Raw genomic sequence first — 17,787 nt, 5'->3', positions numbered from 1 at the left:
AATGGAGGAAATAAAAGGTGGCTCAATCCAAACAAAAACGTTTTTACATAAGAGCAGTTATTTTGGTAGTACTTACACTAGCAATTGTTTTTACAATTTTCTCTAACGTGACGAAAGAAAAAAATGCAGTTCTCAAAGTCGGCGATAAAGCACCGAATTTCCAAGTAGTGGATATGAATGGAGAACAGCATAAACTGTCTGACTATGAAGGGCAGGGAATCTTCTTAAATTTCTGGGGAACTTGGTGTAAACCATGTGCTAAAGAAATGCCAGCTATGGACAACCAATTTAACATTTACAAAGAACAAGGTGTTCAAACCTTAGCCATTAATGTGGGAGAATCAGATTTGAAGGTAAACCGTTTTGCTAACCAATATGGTTTAACATTCCCAATTGCGATCGATCGTAATAAAAGCTTGTTGGATTCCTATAATATTGATCCACTACCAACGACCTTTTTGATTAGCCCGGAAGGTAAGATCGAAAAGATTATTAAAGGTGAGATGACCGAGCAAGATATTGCTGATTACATGGAACAAATCAAACCTTCCTAAAGGAGTCTTTTAGATGGACAAGATAGTTTGTAAATGTGGGCACGTCAACCCTGCAGGTACAGAGCTTTGTGAAAGCTGTGGACGACCGTTAAGTCAACATTCGAAAGATCAAAAGCTTGTTGATATGAGGTATGAAGGGTCTGCAAGACGTTCTCAAACCTATAACAAAACAATCATTGATAAAATTTGGAACTTCTTTTCTAGTGTGAAAGTAGGGATGTGGATAATAGTTGCTATCTTAGTCGCAGCAGCGATAGGAACAATTTTGCCACAGGTTTTCTATGTTCCTGCCACAAGAGAAGAAGATATTGCTGCGTACTATGAACGAGTTTATGGGTGGTTCGGCACACTCTACTATGAATTAGGTCTTTCTGATCTTTATAGCTCATGGTGGTTCCAAACATTAGTTGGAATGCTAGGGATATCTCTAGTCATTGCAAGTTTAGACCGAGTAATTCCACTGTATAAATCTCTCAAAAGGCAAAAAACAAAAAGACATGTGAGCTTCTTAAAACGTCAACGTGTTTATGGTGAGGGAGAGGTTGAAACTCCTGTAGAATCGCTTGAGAAAGCGGAAGAAAAGCTAAAAGCATTAAAGTATAATGTGAAAAGAGAAGGAAATGCAATTCTGGCAGAAAAAGGCCGATTTTCTAGGTGGGGCCCGTATGTTAACCATTTAGGTCTAATCCTTTTCTTATTGGGTGTTATGATGCGTGCTATTCCAGGCTTCTATGTCGATGAAACAATGTGGATCAGAGAAGGAGAGACGCTCTATATCCCACAAACAGATGGATATTTCTTAGAAAGTAAGCAGTTCATATATGAGACTTATACAAAAGAAGAATCTGAGGAAGTTTTTGGAGAAGCCTTGGATAGGGTTGGTTCAATCGCGAAAAACTATCAAACAGATATTGCTTTGTATAAAGGTCCTGACGATGCAATTGCTGGACATCCGGAAGATTTAAAGCTAGTAAAGGAAGAATCCATTCAAGTTAATGAACCTTTGAAGTTTGATAATTTTTCTGTGTTCCAAATGGATTTCCGTCTTAATGAATTAAAGTCTATGACCTTCCATTTAGAGGATAAGGAAACTGGTACTAACCATGGTCAGTTTACGGTTGAATTATCAAATCCTCAAAGTATGTACGAGTTAAATGACGGATACAAAGTAGAAATTGTGGATTATTACGCTAATTTCTCTGGATTTGTAGACGGAGAACCACAATCAGAGACGCCTGAACCAAAAAATCCAGCATTTTTAATGAAAATGTATAGCCCGGAATTTCCTAAGGGAGAATCTAGCTTTGTCATGATTCAAAATACATTAGAGCCTTTAGGTGAGACAGCTCATAAAGTTAAATTTGAAAGTGTAGAAACTAGAGATATGTCAGGTCTTACAATCCGAAAAGATTTAACACTTCCTATTCTTATGCTTGGTGGATTGATTTTCATGATTGGTGTTGCACAAGGGTCATACTGGAATCATCGCCGAATTTGGCTTCAGTATCTAGAGGATGGAAAAATGGTTGTTGCGGCTCATACAAACAAAAACTGGATGAGTGTGAAAAAGGATATCGATGAAGTATCAAAGGTAACCAGCATTCCACCATATGAGGACCAACAAGATCTAGATACAAAACTAGAAAAAGAGGAAATACAGGAAGGGGAAAAATAAGATGACAATGGTTTCTGTAAGTGAGACTTTATTGTTTGTTGCGTTTGTTGCTTATTTGGTTGCTACGTTCCTATTTGGTGGAGCAGTCAAATCTTCTGCCGCTTCAGCTAGAAAATCATATAAACGTTGGGGTAACTTAGCAATCATCGTGACAATCATTGGTTTTGTAGCAAATTTAGGGTATTTTATTACCCGTTGGATTGCAGCTGGACATGCACCAGTTAGTAACTTGTTTGAATTTACAACTGCATTTGGAATGCTTGTTGTTGGAGCATTTATTCTAATTTACTTTATATACAAAACTCCTGCTCTTGGATTATTTGCTCTACCAATAGCGGTACTAATTATTGCTTATGCAAGTATGTTCCCGAAAGATATCACTCCTTTAATCCCTGCATTAAAAAGTCACTGGTTAACTATTCATGTGATTACAGCTGCACTTGGGGAAGCTATTTTAGCTATTAGTGCAGTTGCAGGTTTGATATGGTTATTAAAAAATATTGACCTTACAAAGCCATCTAAGCAACGTTTTTGGATGGAAGCAACTATGTACGTTTTAGTACTAGTTTTAGGATTTGTTATCTCCACAGTAACTTTCTCTGTTGCAGATTATTCAGCGGAATATTCTTATATAGACAAAGAAGGAAATCCACACGATATAACGTATAATATGCCTGCTTTATTCGGAATGAATGAATCAGAAGCAATTACGGATGGAGCGATGGAGCCATTGGTGGAAGTTCCTCCATTAGTTAACGGTAAAAAGTTGACTACAGTTGTATGGTCTCTTCTATTTGGTACAGTGCTATACGGACTGTTACGTTTAATATTACGCAAACGTATTTCTTTAGTTCTTCAGCCATTAACTAAAAAAGCGAATTCGCAGCTTATGGACGAAATTGGTTACCGTGCAGTATTAATCGGTTTCCCGGTATTTACGTTAGGAGCACTAATCTTTGCGATGATCTGGGCACATGAAGCTTGGTCTCGTTTCTGGGGCTGGGATCCAAAAGAGGTTTGGGCACTTATTACTTGGTTATTCTATGCTGTTTTCTTACATTTAAGATTAACAAAAGGTTGGCAAGGCGAAAAATCTGCTTGGTTAGCTTTAATAGGATTTATCATCATTATGTTCAACCTTATTGCGGTAAACTTAATTATTGCTGGGCTTCACTCTTACGCGTAAGTCAAAAGTAGTGCTAAAAAGCTCTTCATTCAACAGAATGGAGAGCTTTTCTTTTCTTTTATGATAAGTAATTGTACAATATAAGATAGATGTTGATAGAAGGGTATGATATGTAATGTCAGAAATGATAAAACTTTTAGTAGTAGATGACGAAGAACGTATCCGTCGATTATTAAAAATGTATTTAGAAAGAGAAGGTTATGTAGTAGAAGAAGCAGAAAATGGACAAATTGCTCTTCAGCTCGCTTTAGAAAATGAATATAATTGTATACTATTAGATATTATGATGCCTGAAAAAGACGGAATCGAAGTGATTACAGAGCTTCGTGAACATAAAGATACGCCAGTTATTCTTCTTACTGCTAAAGGGGAAGAGGCCAACCGAGTAGAGGGATTTGAACTTGGAGCAGATGATTATATCGTAAAACCATTTAGTCCTAGAGAAGTGGTACTTCGTGTAAAAGCACTTTTAAAAAGATCTACTGCTTTTTCTCCTTCCCAATCTGTGTCGATATCCAAGGATGTAGTTGTTTTTCCACATCTAACAATTGACCACGATGCACATCGAGTGACTGCTGACGGGGAAGAAGTTAGTCTTACACCTAAAGAATATGAATTGCTATATTTCCTTGCTAAGGCTCCAGATAAGGTATTTGACCGAGAACAGCTTTTGAAGGAAGTTTGGCATTATGACTTCTTTGGAGATTTACGTACAGTTGATACGCATGTGAAGAGATTACGTGAAAAGCTAAATAGAGTATCCGAAAAAGCTGCAAAAATGATTGTTACTGTATGGGGAGTTGGCTACAAGTTCGAGGTAGGAAATGAATAGGATTTGGAATAGTGTTGTCGGGAAGCTATGGGGAACCATATTGCTTCTCGTCTTATTTGTGTTGTTTATAATTACTGTCCTTATGTTAGAGTTTTTAGAAGATTTCCATACAGAGCAAGCAGAAGAAACCTTGAGGCAGGAAGCCGCAACCATCGGAAAAATCGTAGAACAGCATGATAATGTAGAAGAATCCATTTCTATCATTAGTGATATATTAGGAACAGAAACAAATGCATTAATTGTAGACGATGCGCAATCTGTGTTCCTTTCCATTCATGATGGCTTAAACAAAGAGGTAATTAAAGATAAGATTTTAGACGATGACCAGCTTTCCCAAATTTATACTACTGATAAGACGATTATAAGAAAGATGCTAATGCCTTCCATGAGTGAAGATAACTTAATGGAAAATTATCTTATTCTAGCCTTTCCATTAGAGTCTGAAATACAAACACACGGCGCTGTTTTTATTTATCAAAGCTTAGAGGTAGTAAGTAAAACTTCAAACAACACGACAAGAATTGTGTTCTTATCTGGTTTTATTGCTTTACTGCTTACTACTCTTTTTACGTTTTTCCTTTCTTCAAGAATTACTTCTCCTTTACGTTCTATGCGTGAGGCTGCATTAGAGCTAGCTAAAGGGAACTTTGAAACGAAGGTACCCTATACACAGCGAGATGAGATAGGAGAGCTAGGATCTGCATTTAATCGGATGGGGAAACAGTTAAAGCACCATGTAGAGGTAATCAATCAAGAAAAAGAACAACTGGCTAGCATTTTAACGTCTATGACAGATGCTGTTATTACTATCAATAAGGATTTCCATGTACAAGTCAGCAATCCACAAGCAGAACAACTTCTTACAAAATGGCAAGCTGAAAACAACCAATTGGATGATTCTGAGCTACCAAATGAGCTGCGTCATCTTTTAGAACATGTATTAGATATAGAAGAAGAGTTGGATGAGGAACTAGAAATTCGAGGAGAGTATTTCTCTGTCTCCATTAGCCTTCTATACAGCAACGAATATGTTCGTGGAGCTGTGGTGGTGCTGCGTAATATGACTGAGCAACATCGTTTAGACAAAATGCGTTCTGACTTTATAGCAAATGTGTCCCATGAGCTGAGAACACCGATTTCAATGCTTCAAGGCTACAGTGAAGCCATTATTGATGAAATTGTAACTACTGAAGAAGATAAAAATGAAATGATACGAGTCATTTATGATGAATCGAAACGAATGGGAAGATTAGTAACAGAATTACTAGATTTAGCAAGATTAGAATCAGGGTATTTGAGTATATATAAGGAAAACGTAGAGATAGTTCCAACTATTGAAAGAATAACACAGAAATTTGATCAAGCTGCTAAAGAGAGTAACGTTCGTTTGAACTTTGAACAGCACATTCCATCAGGTCAACCGTTAGAGATAGAAATAGACGAAGATCGAATGGAGCAAGTGTTAACGAATCTTATCGACAATGCTTTAAGACACACACCAGAAGCAGGTTCTGTGACTGTTCATTTAAGTACTTTAGAAAACCAAATTATTATTAAGGTATCAGACACCGGAGTAGGAATTCCAGAAGAGGATCTTCCTTATATTTTTGAACGTTTTTATAAAGCCGATAAAGCTAGAACTAGAGGGAAGGCTGGAACAGGTCTGGGTCTTGCTATTGCCAAAAATATTGTAGAGAGACATGATGGTTACCTCTCTGCAGAGAGTACGGTTGGGGTAGGTACAACATTTATTGTTCGATTACCCTTTTAGTTAATGTAACAAAACGGGAGATGAAACGACTAATTGAAAGAACGGGGGGAGCCATATGAATGACTCCGTTTTCCACCGCTTGTATGATAGCTATCATCAAGACGTTTTTCAGTTTCTGATCTATTTAGTGAAAAATAGACAGACTGCGGAAGACTTGGTCCAAGAAGTGTACGTTCGTGTTCTAAGAGCCTATAGTAAATTTGAAGGTAAAAGCTCTGAAAAAACATGGTTATTTTCGATTGCTAAAAATGTGGCTATCGATCATTTTCGAAAGCATACAGTTAGAAAGAAAAAGATGTTTGATGCATTTGACTGGGAATCGACGCAGCTTGCATCAAAGGATATGTTACCAGAGGATTTCGCTGTTTTAAATGATGAGATGAAGGCCCTCCTCTTGGCATTAGATACTTGCACAGGTGACCAGAAAATGGTGGTTATTATGCGATACTTCCAAGAGCTTTCTATCTCAGAAACTGCACAAATACTATCTTGGACCGAGGGAAAAGTGAAAACAACCCAGCATCGAGCGATTAAAGCGCTTCGAGAAAAATTATCTAGTCAAAAGAAGGAGGGTAATGTTCAACATGAGTAATAACGAAAAACAGAATGATGATTTAGAAAAGCTCTTAAGCAACATGCCCATCTTTACAGATAATCGCTCGAAGGATGAAGTGTATAATCGCGTTCATTCAGAAATGAAGTCTGCCCACATAGATGTTATCAAGCGTAACAACAAACCGTTTTCAAGATGGATGCCACTTGTAGTTTCTATTGCTGCTGTTTTATTGTTGACGCTCCTGGTCTCTTCTTACTTGGAGACGAGTAATGAAGAATCTGCTTCACAGCATAAAGCTGATGAACAAGCTGATACAATGAGAACGATGGATGTTAATCCAGCCTCTGAGTCGAAAATGGAGAAAGACATGAAAACGACGGAAGAAGCGGAAATAGAGAATAAGGATGAATCATTCAATTCTCTAGCTGTTGAAAGTGAATCATTACCTATTCAACCATTTAATAGTGCAAGGACGGTATATGAGGATGATCTAAACGATGGCGTTGCATTTCATTTTTCATTAACAAAAGAGGCCTATGCATACCCAATTACAATCATTATTTCTAAAGGGAAAATCAATGAAGATTTTCCTGACGGATGGCCAAATAGTCTTCAGTTATATGAGCAGTATGCAAGTGCTATCGATGAAGTTGCTTTAGGCTTTAACGATTATCTGCCTTTTCAAGGTCATTTTGTTTCTGTAGGAGATACACTACAACATTATTTACCTAAAGGTCATGGATATGACGAAGCTTCTGCTACTACAGCTGTTTATGATGATACAACTAGATTTATTTTTAGTGATTTTGCCTTTCTAGAACGATTAAATGAAGATGGCACCGCGATCACTTGGGACCAAATGGGCGTTATGGATAAAGAGTCCTTAATAAGCGCAAATGAACAGCAAGTCTACTTCAAGCAAAAGATGAGTAACGGTCTAACCTTCCTAGTTCCTAAGGATGCATCTACTGTACCCCCTTTTACGGAAATGCAAAAATCAGTAAATGATTATTTTACAACTGTAGTGCCTAAAGGTGTTAATTACGAAGTGACAGAAGAAGGCAACACTGTGGTCATAACCTTTGAAGAAACTTTAGATTTGGCAACAATGGATTATGCGGATTCTATCCTAATGATAGAGGCATTTACACTAACTGCCGCAAGCTTCGATAAAACCGTACGCTTAGAAAATGTCGAGCAAAAGCAATGGGATCGTTTTGATTTGACAACATCTTTACCAATTCCTATGGGACCTAATGGTTATGTCTTGATCGATAATAAATAATATAGTTGAATCGACCTGCTATTTAGTAGGTCGATTTTTTGTTATGTGAGAGGAAGGGGATTTTAAGTGGTTGGGTGCCAGGGGGAAGGGTTACCTTTAGGTAGCGTTTTACTAGAGGTTAGGACGTTTTGGATGGTATTAGGTGACACTTTTTGAATCTTAGGTGCGTGAGCGTCATTTAGGTGACGGGTGGTTGATTTTATGTAGCACAACTGGATGGTTTAGGTGCGTTTGGGAGTGTTTTAGGTGACACTTTTTGAATCTTAGGTGCGTAAGCGTCATTTAGGTGACGGGTGTTGATTTTATGTAGCACAACTGGATAGTTTAGGTGCGTTTGGGAGTGTTTTAGGTGACGCTTTTTGATAATAATGTGCGTAGACGCTCTTTAGGAGACACTTCATTGATTTTATGTAGCACAATTTTAGAAGAGTCAAAGAGAAATGCCTTTTATCACCGTTCGCAGGTATTTATCACCGCTCGTGAGGCATTTATCACCGTTCCCGGAAAAAATATCACCGGTAGCATGAATTCCGACGCACAAATACCTCTTATATATCCAGGTGATCCTTCCCAAGTTCAATAACTGGTTCCCACTTTCCATGGCATCAATAATTTGCTTAAAGTAAAACAGTTGTATTGCATATATTAATATAGTTTGATAAAATGATTGTAATTCAAGATATTCTTGAATGACAACAAAATATTGATTCATCTTCGGGGCAGGGTGAAATTCCCGATCGGCGGTAGTAGAAGATTTTTTTCTTGAGCCCGCGAGCCGTTAATGGCAGGATTTGGTTAGATTCCAAAGCCGACAGTATAGTCTGGATGGGAGAAGGTGAAGGTGCAGCTGTTTTTCGTATGCTCTTATACGGATACGCTTATTTAAGTGTACCTTTTTCTCCTTTAAGCTAACGTAATGCTTAAGGGATTTTTTGAGTATGGATAACAAGCTGAACCTTTCTTCTTGTGGAGTGAATCGCAAAAGGAGAGAGGATTTATGGCAAAAAGTAAGACGCGAATGCTTATTGCAATCGCTATGCTGAGTAGTATTTCTTTCGTATTAATGCTGCTTGCATTTCCGTTACCAGTTTTACCAGCTTATTTGAAAATTGACTTTAGTGATATTCCAGCTTTAATTGCTGCAATCACTATGGGACCAGTTGCAGGGGTACTTGTAGCCCTAATGAAAAACGTGTTGGATTGGTTATTCTCAGGAAGTCCTACAGGCGTTCCAGTTGGTCATATGGCTAACTTTGCAACGAGTATCTTGTTTATAACACCTGTTTATATTATTTATCGTAAAGTATCATCTTCTAAAGGGATTGCTTACGGTTTAGGTGTTGGGACTATTTGTATGGCACTTGGTATGAGCTTGTTAAACTATTATGTTTTCTTACCAATGTATTCGTACTTCTTAAATTTCCCTGCTGAAACAGGAACAGCTTTATTTAATTCAATTATTTTAGGTATTTTACCGTTTAACCTTATAAAAGGTATTCTAGTGACTATCGTCATGATCGTTTTATTTAAACGAATGAAGCCATTGCTAGATAAGGTTAGTAAATCGTTTAAAGTACCAAAGACTATTTAATAAATTTTAGATTACTTAAGCTTGCTTGTAATCTTGTCTATAAAAACAAAAAGGCCAAGAATATGAGTTACTCATATTCTTGGCCTTTACTATACTATTCGAATTTAAGTGCGTCGCCTTCAAATGATTCTTCTGAAACTTTAATGGAATCTGTAGGACAGCCTTCAAATGCGTCTTCCATATCCTCCATCAATTCCTCTGGAACTTCTGTTGTCCCCGTGTTATCATCTAAAATAACAAAGGCGATACCTTCATCGTCATAGTCATATATATCTGGAGCAGCTGCTCCACAAGCTCCACATGCGATACATGTATCTTTATCTACTATAGTGTATTTTGCCATTAGTATATTCTCTCCTTTAATTCTACTTATACGAATTAGCTATCTTATTCATTCTAAAGCTGTTTTCATTACTTTTCAACAAAAATACTTTTAAACTGTGAGGTATTTAACTTGTATTTTAGCCAACTATTACTAAATATCATACAAAGTTTTAATGGAGAGCGGTCAGCAATGGCTTCTTTTTATTTATTAAAAGGAAAAAAATCAGGTCAAACGATACAAGATGTGACATATTTTAGTTTGCATCAATATTTCTCTATTTACCCGAAACTCACAAAGGAAGAGTATGAAGAGGAGCTATCTAAGCTCTATGAATACAGCTGGATTGAGCAGCATGACACTCTGCTAAGGGTCAGTGACAAAGGGGAAGCTCAGCTAAAGGGTTATAAAAATCCGCTGTTTAATGGATGGCTATTAAGAGGAAATGAAAAAGTTTTTTGGGGAAGATTAGAATTAGTCATGCAAACACTATCCCACTTTAAGAACAATGAATCAAGATTTATACCAAACCAAAAGGATTATTTTGTTCACCAATTCGTCAAAAACTATTTAAGAGAAAGAGATTATAAATCTGACAAGTTTCAGCAAAGCTTTAAAAGCCAACTTGAACATCTGTTATTGCATCCAAGTGTCGGGGAAATTCATCGGACGTTGCTCATCTATAGACTGAGTGGATATCAAATAAGTGGATTGACGTGGGATCAGCTGGCTATGGCATACGATTCCTCAGTTACAGATATGAAGCTTCAATTTGTAGAAGCGCTACACATTATTTTAACTAACTTAAATGAAGTAGACCATCCTGATTTAACCCAATTAGCACAAGATATTTTTGTACATAATCCTTTGACCCAATCTGCCTTAAAAACAGAACAGCTTTTAACACAAGGCTATTCTTTACAAGAAATCGCCTCTATCAGATCTCTTAAGGTAAATACGATAGAAGATCATTTAATAGAAATCGCTTCTACTAATAAAACTATGTCTCTTACACCTTTTATTTCAGAAGAAGATATACATCGAGTGTTGATGATCTCTACTAAAAATAAAACGAAAAAATTGAAAATAATCCGAGATAGTTTACCAGAACTAAGTTATTTTCAAATTAGATTAGCTTTAGCTCTTGAAAGGAGTGTATGAAAATGGATCAGCTTCAGCACATACTTCAGACTCGATTCGGTTATGCAGAATTTCGAGAAGGGCAAAGAGAAATTATTGAACGAGTATTGTCGGGAGAGGACGTTGTAGCTATTTTGCCAACGGGAATGGGGAAATCATTATTATTCCAATTGCCCGCCTATTTAATGGATGGAGCAGTTCTAGTCATTTCTCCATTGCTCTCCTTAATGCAGGACCAGGTGGAGCAGCTTAAAATGCTAGGTGAAAAACGAGTGGTGGCGATCAACTCCTTTTTATCCTTTGAACAAAGAGAAGAAGCATTATCTCGACTGAGAACATATAAATTTATATTTACATCACCAGAAATGTTGCAAAACGAGTATTTTCAACAAAGGCTTTCTAGTATTTCAATTGCGTTCATAGTAGCAGATGAAGCGCATTGTATTTCTCAATGGGGCTTTGACTTTAGACCAGATTATCTAAGAATTTCTAAATCACTTCAGGCATTCCGACATGTGAACGTGCTGGCTTTAACTGCTACTGCTACCAATGAAGTGATAAAGGACATTGAACATACATTATTGATGAAAGAGCCATTTGAGTATATCCATTCCTTAGATCGGCCTTATATTGCCTATGAATCCTATCAGGTAGAAAACCAAAAAGAAAAGCTGACCTGGATTATAAATAGAGTCACTAACACAACTGGTCCTGGGATTATCTATAGCCAGTCTAGAAAGAAAACACAATTTTATGCCCAGGAGCTTCAAAAAAAGGGAGTAAAGGTTGCTTATTATCACTCGAAAATGGATCAAGAGGATCGTATTCTTATCCAGCAGCAATTCCAGCAAGGACATCTAGATTGGATTTGCGCTACAAATGCATTTGGTATGGGAATACATAAGGATAACATTAGGCAAATTATTCATGATCATATACCAACCTCTATCGCTAACTATATGCAAGAGGTAGGGAGGGCTGCGAGGGACGGGAAACAGTCGATTGCGACGATTCTTTATATGCAATCTGATGTAGAACAAGCCTATTTTGTAGCCATGCAAGAATTTCCAGAGGAACAGGATATTGAAGTTGCTTATCGGAAAAGTGATCAGGTAGTTTTATCAGAAACGACACAAAGAATACTAGATTACTGGAAAAAGGAGCTATCCCAACAAGAAACCATTAATCTTTTTCAACGGATTCGACAAAAAAAGTGGAGAGAAATACAAGATTTGTACACCCTTTTACAGAATGAGGTTTGTATAAGGGAACAATTATTAGCTCATTTTGGTCAAAGGTTAACAAGGAAGCCCCAAAATTGTTGTTCAAAATGTACTCTAAATCTTCAGGAAATATTTCGGCTACACGAAAAAACCACTGTTAATACTACTAAACTTGACTGGAAAAGTAGATTAAATAGTCTCTTATAGCTCTTAACGACATTTACATTTTCAACAAAATTCGTCATAATAGTAGTATAAGTGGAAGAATGGAGTTTGAAAAAATGAGTAAAGATGATTATCAAAAAAAAATAGAAGAGCATAGACAATCCATTGGGGTAGAAAATGAATCATCCGAATTGAGAAGAAGCAGAAGAAATGCTACTGGTAAGAAGAAAAAGAAAAAAAACCTTCTTTTACCAACCTTATTTGCAATTTTTATATTATTGCCAGCAAGTTTTTTAATCTACGTCCAGTTTATCTATGTGCCTGATAAAGAAGAGACAACAACCGAAGAGGCTAGAATTGAAGTGGAAACAAAACCAATCTCTAATTCAAATGAGACAGATGAGAAAGATGAAGAGGTTACCGAGCAACCAGTTCAAACAGAAAAAATAGAAGAAACAAAGCCAGAAGAGTCCACTGAGGTTGCTCAATCTACTCCTGCAGTAGCACCTGCACCTGTAGAAAAGGAAGAACCGAAAGCACCAGTGCAGGCAGAACCTAAGAAGGAAGAAAAAGTTGAAAAGCCTAAAACCGAGGCTAAAACGCATATTGTTAAAGGAAACGAGACTTTATACCGAATAGCAATGAACTACTATAAAAATCCAGAAGCAGTTGAAAAAATTAAAGCTGCAAATGGTCTAGCTTCGAATGAAATTTATGAAGGACAAAAATTAATCCTGCCATAATGTACAGATAGCAGGATAAATAACCTTTTTATAGAATATATAAGTATAGACCTATAGAGAAAGAGGTGTTTGCATGTTTGTAAAAAGTGTTATGATCCCGAAGGAAAAATGCTTAACGATTAGTGGAGAATCTTCCGTATTGGATGCTTTAAATGAACTGGAAGCTAAGGATATTGATGCCCTACCAATTATTGAGTCTGGAAAATACTTAGGGATGTTCAATAAGTATCTGTTATATAAGGCGTATTTTTACAGTGATACAGATAAAGAAACGTTTTTAAAACAGACAAAAGTGTCAGATGTAGTGACTAGGGAAGATACCTTTGTCAAAACAAGTGATGTATTCGAGCAAGCGTTTATGAAATTATATGATTTTCCAATTCTTGCAGTAGTAGAGGATGAGAAATTTTTAGGTCTTGTCACTCGATACGATACGATACATCAATTTAAGAGTGCCTTTGGAATGAATACGAAGGGAACAAGAATTGCCTTTACTTCGGTGGAATCAGAAGGAAGAATTTTGAAAGTGTCTGATATTCTTCACAAGTATCACACTTCAGTAATATCCTTAGTTACTTTTGATGAAACTGACAAGCTTGTGCGTCGAATCGTTCTTAAGATTGATAACGAACAGAAATTAGATCGTATTATCCATGACCTAGAAAAATCAGGCTTCCGGGTGTTACATATAGACAAGGATGAGTAATATAGATCGGTTCAAAGGCAGGGGTCATTCCCTGTCTTTTTGCTTGGAAGAGGGTAAAGTGAATAGTTTGGCTTTGCCTTGAACCTCGTGGTCAAACAGGAATATAGTAGCTTAAGGGCTATTCTAAACTTTTGATATGATTTACGGGTAAGGTATAGAAGCTTTTGCTTTTCTTATTTGGTTTAGGGGGAATATAATAAGTGTTATCGATAGGAATCACCATTGTTATTGCAGGTATCATTCTCTTCCTTTACATGCTTTTTCTAGCAATTCAAACGAATGTAAAAGAACATCAGCTCCTTGTGAAAGAAATGCCAAAAGGGACACAACTGAATATATTTTTTATTTCTGATATACATCGCAGAAAAATAGATGATACATTAATCCATTCCATCATAGGAAAGGTAGATTTAGTAATCATAGGAGGGGACCTGACAGAAAAGGGTGTACCTTTGATGAGGACAAAGCTCAATTTACAACAATTAAAAAAGCTTGGTCCTGTTTTTTATGTATTTGGAAATAATGATCGTGAAGTAGGCGAATCTAACTTATTGTCTATATTTCAAGAGCTAGACATTCAAATGTTAAATAACACTTCTGTCACGATCTCCGAAGGAAAGATGCCTATTCGCTTAGTAGGGATAAATGATGGGTTTGTAGGGAAAGTAATTATTGCAGATGCATTTAATCTGGTGGAAGAAAAGGATATTACCATATTTGTTAGTCATGCACCGGCATTTTTCCATTCCGCTCTTAAGGTAAGTAAGCCTCGGCTAATGCTAGCTGGGCATTTACACGGCGGACAAATTCGTATAGGACCTATTGGTATATACGAGAAAGGTTCCTACCGATTAAAAGAAAATCGCGCAGAATTAATAAGTAATGGATTTGGTACTACCGGAGTGCCACTGCGCTTAGGAGCTAAATCTGAGTGTCATATCATAACCCTTCATAACATGGAGAGATAGACATATAGTAAGAAAGGAAGTTTTATACGTGGAACAAGTTTTAGATGTAGTGGTAATTGGAGGCGGTCCTTGTGGGCTATCAGCAGCAATTTCTACTCAAGAAATGGGATTAGAAACGCTCGTTATTGAGAAAGGAAATGTGGTGAATGCTATCTTCAACTATCCTACTCATCAAACTTTTTTTAGTACGAGTGAAAAGCTCTCCATTGGAGATGTACCTTTTATCGTAGAAGAAAGAAAACCAAAAAGAAATCAGGCTTTGGTTTATTATCGTGAGGTAGTGAAACGTAAAGATATTCAGGTTAACAAATATGAGCAAGTGGAACGTGTTGAAAAGTCTACCGATCATTTTCACGTGACTACCTCTAAGGGCTCTTACAAAGCTAATAGCGTCATAGTAGCTACAGGTTATTACGACCACCCTAATTACATGGGAATACCAGGAGAGGATCTTCCGAAAGTATTTCACTATTTTAAAGAAGGACATCCATACTTTTCCCAAAATGTTTTAGTAATTGGAGGTAAAAACTCTGCAATCGATGCTGCGCTTGAGCTAAATAAAGCAGGAGCAAATGTTACAGTGGTATATCGTCAAGAACAATACTCCTCAAGCATTAAGCCGTGGGTTTTACCAGAGTTCGAGGGATGTGTAAGAAATAACGAAATCCAAATGCACTTTAATACGGAGGTCTTATCGATTGAAGAAAACAAAGTGACATTAAAAGGATCAGAGGGCGAGTTCGACATTGAAAATGATTTTGTTTTTGCTATGACGGGCTATCATCCTGACCATTCTTTTTTAGAAAAAATGGGAGTAGCCATTGATAACGAAAGTGGAAGACCATCTCATAATCCAGAAACCATGGAAACAAATGTGGAGGGTATTTTTATTGCAGGAGTAATAGCAGCAGGAAATAATGCAAACGAAATTTTTATAGAAAACGGTCGCTTCCATGGCGAGCTGATAGCTAAAGAAATTAAAAGAAAAGAAGAAAGTATTTAGACTTTTCTTCTTTTCAAATGAAAGTGAATTCATTTTTATGCTATAGCTACGAATTGACAGGACTATTTTTTAAATACCTCAAGAGAAAAATCTCTCGAGGTATTTGTTTTTTTGAGGGCTTTTGTTAGGTCTGTACACGGAGTTAGATAGCTCGGAGCGTTTATTATTAAGCTCGTACCTATTGAATCATTAAAGACTTTTTATCTTACCTAGTAAATATACTAAGGAGGGCTTGTTTTGGATCTGGATGATTTAAGGCAATTAGTAAAGCTAGTCTAGCTTTTTGGCCGTTTAAACCTTGAGCAAAAATGACTCCTAAATCCTTTAAACCTTTCCCGCCACCCATATAACCGTAAACGTCTTGGGCAATTCCGTTAAAGCACCTCGATACAAGAACGATAGGGATGTCCTTAGCCAATAAATCTTGAATTGCTGGTACTAGGCTAGGTGGTACATTGCCTTGGCCCAGCCCCTCTAAAACTATCCCGTCATATCCAACATTTATGGCGGCTTCTAAGAGATCCGCTTCCATCCCTGCATAGACTTTAAATAAAGCAACCTTCTTGTTAATCTGCTGAATTGGAAAAACAGGCTGATGATTAGGGGTGTGATGAAAATATACAATAGACTTAGAGATAAATCCGATAGGGCCATATTGCGGACTTTGAAATGTGCTGACGTTGCTGGCATGTGTTTTCGTAACATTTACCGCTGTATGTATTTCATCATTTAATACAACTAAAACTCCTTTTCCAACTGCATCATCAGATGAAGCGACTTGAATAGCTGACACTAAATTATATAAGCCATCTGATCCTATTTCATTAGCAGACCTCATAGCCCCAGTAAGCACGATAGGAATGGCTGGTCCAATTGTTAAATCTAAAAAATATGCAGTTTCCTCTAAAGTATCTGTACCGTGAGTAATCACCACTCCATCAATTTCACCTTTATCGATATATTGATCAATTAATTCTTTTATACGGAACATCTCAAAGGGAGTTATATGTGGGGAAGGAAGATTGAATATTTCTAGCTCAATAATATGTGCTAGGCTATTTAATTTATCTGCTTCTACTAGTAATGGATTGCTATCTGAAGGTACTACTGCACCTGTTTCTGCATTTACCTGCATTGAAATAGTTCCGCCGGTATGGATAAGTAAGATATTTTTCATTGATATAACCTCCAGAAATTTAACAAAATGAGAAGAAATTAATGTATAATATAAATAGTAAAATGGAAGGAGTAAGATCATGTTCGTACTACTTTCCTGTGCGATTGCACCGGCTCTTGCGCTTTTAAGTTATTTCTATCTTCGTAGAGAAATTGCCGAAGAACCTTCAAGGCTTTTGTTACATACATTTATTTATGGTGCTATATTAACATTCCCAATTATGTTTATCCAGCACGTATTAAACGAGGAGCATTTGTTTACTTCTCTTTTTTTTCGGAATGTCCTCGTGACAAGTACATTAGAGGAATTTTTTAAATGGCTAATAATAATAGTGGCCTTATATAAGCATGTTGAGTTTGATGACCCGTATGATGGAATTCTCTATGGTGCGAGTGTTTCTTTAGGATTTGCAACCGTAGAAAATATCTTATATCTTTTGAACTATGGAATGGGAGAGGCTTTTTTAAGAGCGTTGTTACCTGTTTCGAGCCATGCATTATTTGGTGTAGTTATGGGATATTATATAGGTAGAGCTAAGTTTACCTCGTTTAAAAAAATAAGGTTGGAACTTTTCTTTGCTTTAATTGCCCCACTCTTTCTACACATTATCTATAATAGCATACTGACTTTCACAGGGTTAGAGATATTGCTGATGGTTCCGTTTATGTTATTCTTATGGGTTTTTGGCTTGTCGAAAGTAAAGCAAGCTCATATTTTATCTCGTAGAAGTAGATTTGAAAAACACGAATATTTTATTAGGGAAGATCCTAACTAACTTTAAGAAGATAGAAGTCATGACTAAATAGGTCATGACTTTTTTGTATGGCAATTTACTTTGGCTATGTTAAAGGGTAGGGTTGATTTATAATGCAAAGAAATCTTTAAATCAG

The 17,787-nt window shown here is 36.7% G+C and carries 17 protein-coding genes, 1 pseudogene and 1 riboswitch; of the genes and pseudogenes, 16 read left to right on the top strand and 2 right to left on the bottom strand.

The window, feature by feature from the left end:
- The first annotated feature begins 17 nt into the window (after positions 1 to 17).
- The 9 genes and pseudogenes from resA to Q0371_RS11570 all read left to right on the top strand — a co-directional run bounded on the left by resA (position 18) and on the right by Q0371_RS11570 (position 9,450).
- Complete coding sequence (gene resA / locus Q0371_RS11610) at positions 18 to 554, top strand: thiol-disulfide oxidoreductase ResA (protein ID WP_169361306.1); 537 nt, start codon at positions 18 to 20, stop codon at positions 552 to 554.
- Between the two features lie 13 nt (positions 555 to 567).
- Positions 568 to 2,229 carry a cytochrome c biogenesis protein ResB gene (locus Q0371_RS11605; RefSeq protein WP_298471221.1) on the top strand — a complete coding sequence of 554 codons (1,662 nt, stop codon included), beginning with the start codon at positions 568 to 570 and terminating at the stop codon, positions 2,227 to 2,229.
- A 1-nt stretch (position 2,230) separates the two neighbouring features.
- Positions 2,231 to 3,415 (top strand): c-type cytochrome biogenesis protein CcsB, encoded by a 1,185-nt coding sequence (ccsB, locus tag Q0371_RS11600; protein WP_298471220.1) that lies wholly within the window; start codon positions 2,231 to 2,233, stop codon positions 3,413 to 3,415.
- 115 nt (positions 3,416 to 3,530) lie between these two features.
- On the top strand, positions 3,531 to 4,247 hold the full coding sequence (locus Q0371_RS11595; RefSeq protein WP_169361303.1) for a response regulator transcription factor: 717 nt from the start codon (positions 3,531 to 3,533) through the stop codon (positions 4,245 to 4,247).
- Entirely contained in the window at positions 4,240 to 6,018 is a 1,779-nt protein-coding gene (locus Q0371_RS11590) for an ATP-binding protein (protein ID WP_169361302.1), read from the top strand. Before Q0371_RS11595 ends, Q0371_RS11590 begins: the two co-directional genes overlap by 8 nt.
- Positions 6,019 to 6,067: 49 nt before the next feature.
- Positions 6,068 to 6,610, top strand: a pseudogene (gene sigX / locus Q0371_RS11585) (RNA polymerase sigma factor SigX); the annotation flags it as partial.
- The gene (locus tag Q0371_RS11580) at positions 6,603 to 7,859 is read left to right on the top strand and encodes a hypothetical protein (protein ID WP_298471218.1); all 1,257 of its coding nucleotides are present in this window, start codon (positions 6,603 to 6,605) and stop codon (positions 7,857 to 7,859) included. The pseudogene sigX and the gene Q0371_RS11580, both read left to right, overlap by 8 nt.
- 400 nt (positions 7,860 to 8,259) lie before the next feature.
- Positions 8,260 to 8,442, top strand: coding sequence for a hypothetical protein (locus tag Q0371_RS11575; RefSeq protein WP_298471216.1), 183 nt, complete (start codon positions 8,260 to 8,262; stop codon positions 8,440 to 8,442).
- A 123-nt stretch (positions 8,443 to 8,565) separates the two neighbouring features.
- Positions 8,566 to 8,700, top strand: a riboswitch (FMN riboswitch).
- A 156-nt stretch (positions 8,701 to 8,856) separates the two neighbouring features.
- The gene (locus Q0371_RS11570) at positions 8,857 to 9,450 is read left to right on the top strand and encodes an ECF transporter S component (RefSeq protein WP_251555945.1); all 594 of its coding nucleotides are present in this window, start codon (positions 8,857 to 8,859) and stop codon (positions 9,448 to 9,450) included.
- Positions 9,451 to 9,544: 94 nt separating this feature from the next.
- On the opposite strand, the gene Q0371_RS11565 is transcribed toward Q0371_RS11570, so the two are convergent.
- Positions 9,545 to 9,793: a ferredoxin gene (locus Q0371_RS11565; RefSeq protein ID WP_169359599.1), complete on the bottom strand. Its 249-nt coding sequence runs from the start codon at positions 9,791 to 9,793 to the stop codon at positions 9,545 to 9,547.
- A 171-nt stretch (positions 9,794 to 9,964) separates the two neighbouring features.
- Between Q0371_RS11565 and Q0371_RS11560 the strand changes: the two genes are divergently transcribed.
- The 6 genes from Q0371_RS11560 to Q0371_RS11535 all read left to right on the top strand — a co-directional run bounded on the left by Q0371_RS11560 (position 9,965) and on the right by Q0371_RS11535 (position 15,720).
- Complete coding sequence (locus tag Q0371_RS11560) at positions 9,965 to 10,933, top strand: helix-turn-helix domain-containing protein (protein WP_298471213.1); 969 nt, start codon at positions 9,965 to 9,967, stop codon at positions 10,931 to 10,933.
- 2 nt (positions 10,934 to 10,935) lie between these two features.
- Positions 10,936 to 12,342 (top strand): RecQ family ATP-dependent DNA helicase, encoded by a 1,407-nt coding sequence (locus tag Q0371_RS11555; protein WP_298471211.1) that lies wholly within the window; start codon positions 10,936 to 10,938, stop codon positions 12,340 to 12,342.
- Between the two features lie 74 nt (positions 12,343 to 12,416).
- A complete protein-coding gene (locus Q0371_RS11550) occupies positions 12,417 to 13,043 on the top strand; it encodes a LysM peptidoglycan-binding domain-containing protein (protein WP_298471209.1) in 627 nt (208 codons plus the stop codon).
- Positions 13,044 to 13,116: 73 nt separating this feature from the next.
- Positions 13,117 to 13,749: a CBS domain-containing protein gene (locus Q0371_RS11545; RefSeq protein WP_169359595.1), complete on the top strand. Its 633-nt coding sequence runs from the start codon at positions 13,117 to 13,119 to the stop codon at positions 13,747 to 13,749.
- Positions 13,750 to 13,949: 200 nt separating this feature from the next.
- Positions 13,950 to 14,717: a metallophosphoesterase gene (locus Q0371_RS11540; protein ID WP_298471207.1), complete on the top strand. Its 768-nt coding sequence runs from the start codon at positions 13,950 to 13,952 to the stop codon at positions 14,715 to 14,717.
- A gap of 28 nt (positions 14,718 to 14,745) precedes the next feature.
- On the top strand, positions 14,746 to 15,720 hold the full coding sequence (locus Q0371_RS11535) for a YpdA family putative bacillithiol disulfide reductase (RefSeq protein ID WP_298471205.1): 975 nt from the start codon (positions 14,746 to 14,748) through the stop codon (positions 15,718 to 15,720).
- A gap of 205 nt (positions 15,721 to 15,925) precedes the next feature.
- On the opposite strand, the gene Q0371_RS11530 is transcribed toward Q0371_RS11535, so the two are convergent.
- Positions 15,926 to 16,897, bottom strand: coding sequence for an asparaginase (locus Q0371_RS11530; RefSeq protein ID WP_298471203.1), 972 nt, complete (start codon positions 16,895 to 16,897; stop codon positions 15,926 to 15,928).
- Positions 16,898 to 16,976: 79 nt separating this feature from the next.
- On the opposite strand from Q0371_RS11530, the gene prsW reads away from it, so the two are divergent.
- Entirely contained in the window at positions 16,977 to 17,672 is a 696-nt protein-coding gene (gene prsW, locus Q0371_RS11525; protein WP_298471200.1) for a glutamic-type intramembrane protease PrsW, read from the top strand.
- The last annotated feature ends 115 nt before the right edge of the window (positions 17,673 to 17,787 follow it).

Origin of the sequence: uncultured Psychrobacillus sp. (genome assembly GCF_938022135.1) — a bacterium.
Lineage (GTDB): Bacteria > Bacillota > Bacilli > Bacillales_A > Planococcaceae > Psychrobacillus.
This window is presented reverse-complemented; position numbering and strand designations above follow the sequence as displayed.

Coding starts and splice junctions, on each gene's coding strand:
- Q0371_RS11560 (WP_298471213.1), top strand. CDS start 9,965: ATGGCTTCTTTTTATTTATTAAAAGGAAAAAAATCAGGTCAAACGATA.
- Q0371_RS11595 (WP_169361303.1), top strand. CDS start 3,531: ATGTCAGAAATGATAAAACTTTTAGTAGTAGATGACGAAGAACGTATC.
- Q0371_RS11565 (WP_169359599.1), bottom strand. CDS start 9,793: ATGGCAAAATACACTATAGTAGATAAAGATACATGTATCGCATGTGGA.
- Q0371_RS11580 (WP_298471218.1), top strand. CDS start 6,603: ATGAGTAATAACGAAAAACAGAATGATGATTTAGAAAAGCTCTTAAGC.
- Q0371_RS11545 (WP_169359595.1), top strand. CDS start 13,117: ATGTTTGTAAAAAGTGTTATGATCCCGAAGGAAAAATGCTTAACGATT.
- Q0371_RS11570 (WP_251555945.1), top strand. CDS start 8,857: ATGGCAAAAAGTAAGACGCGAATGCTTATTGCAATCGCTATGCTGAGT.
- Q0371_RS11605 (WP_298471221.1), top strand. CDS start 568: ATGGACAAGATAGTTTGTAAATGTGGGCACGTCAACCCTGCAGGTACA.
- Q0371_RS11550 (WP_298471209.1), top strand. CDS start 12,417: ATGAGTAAAGATGATTATCAAAAAAAAATAGAAGAGCATAGACAATCC.
- ccsB (WP_298471220.1), top strand. CDS start 2,231: ATGACAATGGTTTCTGTAAGTGAGACTTTATTGTTTGTTGCGTTTGTT.
- prsW (WP_298471200.1), top strand. CDS start 16,977: ATGTTCGTACTACTTTCCTGTGCGATTGCACCGGCTCTTGCGCTTTTA.
- Q0371_RS11590 (WP_169361302.1), top strand. CDS start 4,240: ATGAATAGGATTTGGAATAGTGTTGTCGGGAAGCTATGGGGAACCATA.
- Q0371_RS11530 (WP_298471203.1), bottom strand. CDS start 16,897: ATGAAAAATATCTTACTTATCCATACCGGCGGAACTATTTCAATGCAG.
- Q0371_RS11555 (WP_298471211.1), top strand. CDS start 10,936: ATGGATCAGCTTCAGCACATACTTCAGACTCGATTCGGTTATGCAGAA.